The organism is Paraburkholderia sp. (assembly GCF_036488505.1).
Classification (GTDB): domain Bacteria; phylum Pseudomonadota; class Gammaproteobacteria; order Burkholderiales; family Burkholderiaceae; genus Paraburkholderia.
Genome location: NZ_DASXHN010000453.1, coordinates 1 through 4636, shown reverse-complemented (window position 1 = coordinate 4636; position 4636 = coordinate 1). Strand labels below are relative to the sequence as shown.

Here is a 4636-nt window from a genome sequence, read left to right as displayed (position 1 = left end):
TGCGAGGCTCGAGCCGAAAGGGGATGAAATCGGCACGAAGCCAGCACGGAGCGGGCACGAAATCGACAGGAGGCTAGCACGGAGCGGGCGCGAAATCGGCACAACGCTAGCGCGAGGCAGGCACGAAGCGGGCGCCAAGCTCAGGCGAAACGCAAGCGAAGTCGAACGCCAGCGCACGGCTGCGCTGGCGCGATTATGACACTGGCGCGTGACAGCAGGCAGGGCGGGCGCGTCAGAGTTTCTGCAGCAGGGCCATCGCGGCGGCGGGGTTGCGTTCCTTGAAGCCGCTGATCACGTACAGATAGACATCGCGCGCGGCCGTCCCGGAGGCCGTTTTCGCAAGCGGCTCCCCGCAGGTTTCCAGATCGTCCGGCGTGCTGCCCGCGGCCAGCTGGCGCGCGCGTTCGGCCCACGCGTTGAGCGCCTTGGCCGAATAGCCTTTGGCTTCCTTCTCGCTCGTGCCCATGATGCGCACGTACACGAACGGCGCGGTGATATCGGCAATTTGCGGGTAGTCGCTGTCGGCCGCGAGCACGATGGCGACCTGGTATTGGCGCGCGAGCGCAACGAACTCGGGCGTTTTGAACGACTCGTGACGGACCTCGATCGCGTGCCGCAGTTTCTGTCCTTCGATGCTGGCGGGCAGCAGCTTCAGAAAGGCTGCGAAATCGTCCGGGTCGAATTTCTTGGTGGGTGCGAACTGCCAGTTGATCGCGCCGAGCTTCTGCTTGAGCAGCAGCACGCCGCTCGCGAAGAAGCGCTCGATCGTTTCGCCTGCTTCGGCGAGCACCCGGCGATTGGTCGCATAACGCGGCGCTTTCAGCGAAAAAACGAAATCGTCGGGCGTTTCCTGATACCACTTCTCATAGCTGGACGGCTTCTGCGATCCGTAGAACGTGCCGTTGATTTCGATCGACGTCAACTGCCGGCTCGCGTATTCGAGTTCGCGGCTTTGGGTGAGATCGGCGGGATAGAACGGGCCGCGCCACGGCGCGAAAGTCCAGCCGCCGATGCCGACCCGGATGCGCGCAGCGGACGCCGATTGGGTCTCGCTTGGCGGCGCGCTCTGTGTTGCAGACGCAGCCGCGCGCCGGGTCGTAGTGCCCGTGGTGCCCGCGGCAGGCCGAGTAGCGGCCTTCGGCGCGGCTTTCGCGCTGGTTTCGCCCCGCCTGGCGGCGGCCTTTCGGGCGGGCTTGCTGCTGTGCTTGCCGTCAGGCGTTTTGGGTTGCTTTTCGCTGGTTTTGTCGCTGTTGTTCCGGCTTTCCTTCGCGCTTTTCGCTGCGGGCACTTGGGCTCTCCTTCGGGCTGCGGCGGGGACGCTGGTAGATTAGCCGCTTTTCGCGCGCCGCGCGGTCTTCGCTGCGCCGCGCGCTTTTGCATTGCCGGCCGCCGCGCTGGCCGCTTGCTCGAAACGCCGGTTCGCGTCGGCCACCTCCGCCCTGAAGCGCTGCAATGCGCTCACGTCCAGTTGGGGCGGCGTCAGTGCAACCCACAGCACGTCGACCAGCTGATCGGCGGTGGCGTCGATATCGATCTGCCGTTTCGCCAGCGTCGCGTCCCACAACACGTGCTCCATCGGCCCGAACACCATCGAGCGCAACAGACGCAACGGCAAATCGGCGCGAATCTCGCCGCTTTGCTGGCCTTGCGCGAGCACCCGCATCAGCGGCGCGGTGTAACGGCGTTGCAACTCGGTCAACGCGTCACTTAGCTCGTGATGCCGCGCGCGGCCCTCGGACAGCACCAGCGCGCACAGATCGGTGCCATTGACGAGCATCAGCCGCAAATGCATGCGCACGATGAATGCGAACTGCTGACGCACGCTGCCCTCGCGCGGCAGGCCCGCCTCAATCGCATCGATGATCTCGTCGTACCAGTCGCCGATCACGCGCGCGCACAGCTCGCGCTTGCCGCGGAAATAGCTGAACACCGTGGCCTCCGAAATGCCGAGGCGCTGCGCGATCTCTGCGGTCGTCGCCCGCTCGTAGCCTTTTTCGGAGAACACGTCGCGGCCCGCCTGAAGAATTTCCTTCACGCGCTGCTGCGACTTGCGCCCGGCCGGCTCGCGGCGCGATACAGGCAGTCCGGTCTTCACGGCAACCGTCATATGAGTCGAAGTCAGATTTGTGACGAAGAGGGCGGGGGCGCGGGATGCGTCAATGCGCGATGAACGCGATCCTAACACTGAATTCGCTGTCCGCGGTAGAGGCCGGAAGATTCTGAGTAACACTCAAAAACACCTATTGACGCATACGTCAATCTGGCGTGAAATGCGCGTTGACCCGATTGACGATCCGCGCGCCGCTTCGCGTTGTTTTGCGCGGCCGCCCCCGAACCTTGGAGACACCGCAATGCCCAATCTGCCCGGTTTGCAATTCCCGCTCGGCGAGGAAATCGAAATGCTGCGCGACAGCATTGCATCGTTCGCCGCTAAAGAAATCGCGCCGCGCGCGGGCGAAATCGACCGCACCGATCAGTTTCCGATGGATCTGTGGAAGAAGTTCGGCGATCTGGGCGTGCTCGGCATGACCGTCGCCGAGGAATACGGCGGCGCGAATATGGGCTACACCGCGCACATGGTCGCGATGGAGGAAATCTCGCGCGCGTCCGCATCGGTCGGGTTGTCGTACGGTGCGCATTCGAACCTGTGCGTGAACCAGATTCATCGCAACGGCAGCGAAGCACAAAAGCGCAGGTACTTGCCGAAGCTCGTCTCTGGCGAGCACGTCGGCGCGCTCGCGATGAGCGAGCCGAACGCGGGCTCGGACGTGGTCAGCATGAAGCTGCGCGCCGAAAAGAAGGGCGACCGCTACGTGCTGAACGGCACCAAGATGTGGATCACCAATGGCCCCGATTGCGACACGCTGGTCGTCTATGCGAAGACCGATCCGCAAGCGCAGTCGCGCGGCATTACCGCGTTTATCGTCGAGAAAAGCATGCAGGGCTTCTCGGTTGCACAGAAGCTCGACAAGCTCGGCATGCGCGGCTCGCATACCGGCGAGCTGGTGTTCCAGGACGTCGAAGTGCCGGAAGAGAACATCCTCGGCGAGTTGAACGGCGGCGTGAAAGTGCTGATGAGCGGGCTCGACTATGAACGCGCGGTGCTCGCGGGCGGGCCGACCGGCATCATGGTGGCGGTGATGGACGCGGTGGTGCCGTATATCCACGAGCGCAAGCAGTTCGGCCAGCCGATCGGCGAATTCCAGCTGATTCAGGGCAAGGTCGCCGATCTGTATACGACGTTGCAGGCCTGCCGCGCATATCTGTATGCGGTGGGCCGCCAGCTCGATACGCTCGGCAACGCGCATGTGCGCCAGGTGCGCAAGGACTGCGCGGGCGTGATTCTCTACACCGCCGAAAAAGCGACGTGGATGGCCGGCGAGGCGATCCAGATTCTCGGCGGCAATGGCTATATCAACGAGTATCCGGTCGGACGTCTATGGCGCGACGCGAAGCTCTACGAAATCGGCGCGGGCACCAGTGAAATTCGCCGGATGCTGATCGGTCGTGAGCTGTTTGCCGAAACGCTGTGACGAATAGCGCGTGCGCATCGCGGTGACGAAGGCCGGGGTGCGCAGCGCACTCGGTGGCCTATAAGAACGCGGCAAATCTGGAGCAATCACGTCATGCCGATCATCGAATCGAAATTGAACCCGCGCTCGGATGAGTTTCGCGCAAACGCGGCGGCGCTCGAGGCGCTCGTCGCCGATCTGCGCGCAAAGATCGAGCAACTTGCGCAAGGCGGCGGCCAGGCCGCACGCGACAAGCACACGAGCCGCGGCAAGCTGTTGCCGCGCGAGCGCATCGCGCAATTGCTGGATCCCGGCACGCCGTTTCTCGAACTGTCGCAACTAGCCGCGTACGGCATGTACAACGACGACGCGCCGGGCGCCGGCGTGATCACCGGCATCGGCCGGATCGCCGGGCAGGAATGCGTGATCGTCTGCAACGACGCGACCGTGAAGGGCGGCACCTACTATCCAGTTACCGTGAAAAAGCATGTGCGCGCACAGGAAATCGCCGCGGAAAACCGCTTGCCATGCGTGTATCTGGTTGACTCCGGCGGCGCCAATCTGCCGAATCAGGACGACGTATTTCCCGATCGCGATCACTTCGGCCGCATCTTCTACAACCAGGCGAATCTGTCGGCGGCCGGCATTCCGCAGATCGCGGTCGTGATGGGCTCGTGTACCGCTGGCGGTGCGTATGTGCCGGCAATGAGCGACGAATCGATCATCGTCAAGAATCAGGGGACGATTTTTCTCGGCGGCCCGCCGCTCGTGAAGGCCGCAACTGGCGAAGTGGTGAGCGCCGAAGATCTCGGCGGCGGCGACGTGCATACGCGGCTGTCGGGCGTCGTCGATCATCTCGCGCAGAACGATGCACATGCGCTCGGCATCGCGCGCAGCATCGTCGGCAATCTGAACCGTGTCAAACAGGCGCCGCTCGCGTTGCAGGAACCGGAGCCGCCGCGCTACGACCCGCGCAGTATCTACGGCGTGATCCCGGTCGATACGCGCAAGCCGTTCGATATTCGCGAAGTGATCGCGCGCATTGTCGATGATTCCGCCTTCGATGAATTCAAAGCCCGTTACGGCACGACGCTCGTGTGCGGATTTGCGCATATCTGGGGACA

At 63.6% G+C, this 4636-nt stretch carries 4 protein-coding genes; 2 read left to right on the top strand and 2 right to left on the bottom strand.

From position 1 onward, the window contains the following. Positions 1-232 precede the first annotated feature (232 nt). Both VGH68_RS26075 and VGH68_RS26070 read right to left on the bottom strand, forming a co-directional pair. On the bottom strand, positions 233-1024 hold the full coding sequence (locus VGH68_RS26075; protein ID WP_331606600.1) for a DUF72 domain-containing protein: 792 nt from the start codon (positions 1022-1024) through the stop codon (positions 233-235). Positions 1025-1327: 303 nt separating this feature from the next. Beyond that, on the bottom strand, positions 1328-2107 hold the full coding sequence (locus tag VGH68_RS26070; RefSeq protein ID WP_331606599.1) for a TetR/AcrR family transcriptional regulator: 780 nt from the start codon (positions 2105-2107) through the stop codon (positions 1328-1330). A gap of 244 nt (positions 2108-2351) precedes the next feature. Here VGH68_RS26070 and VGH68_RS26065 point away from each other — a divergent pair, with 244 nt between their 5' ends. After that, entirely contained in the window at positions 2352-3533 is a 1182-nt protein-coding gene (locus tag VGH68_RS26065) for an isovaleryl-CoA dehydrogenase (RefSeq protein ID WP_331606598.1), read from the top strand. A gap of 93 nt (positions 3534-3626) precedes the next feature. Beyond that, positions 3627-4636 (top strand): carboxyl transferase domain-containing protein (locus VGH68_RS26060; RefSeq protein ID WP_331606597.1); only part of this gene is annotated, 1010 nt, incomplete at its 3' end.

Bases quoted from the DNA above. Each gene is read 5' to 3' on its own strand.
- VGH68_RS26070 (WP_331606599.1), bottom strand. From the start codon at position 2,107: ATGACGGTTGCCGTGAAGACCGGACTGCCTGTATCGCGCCGCGAGCCG.
- VGH68_RS26065 (WP_331606598.1), top strand. From the start codon at position 2,352: ATGCCCAATCTGCCCGGTTTGCAATTCCCGCTCGGCGAGGAAATCGAA.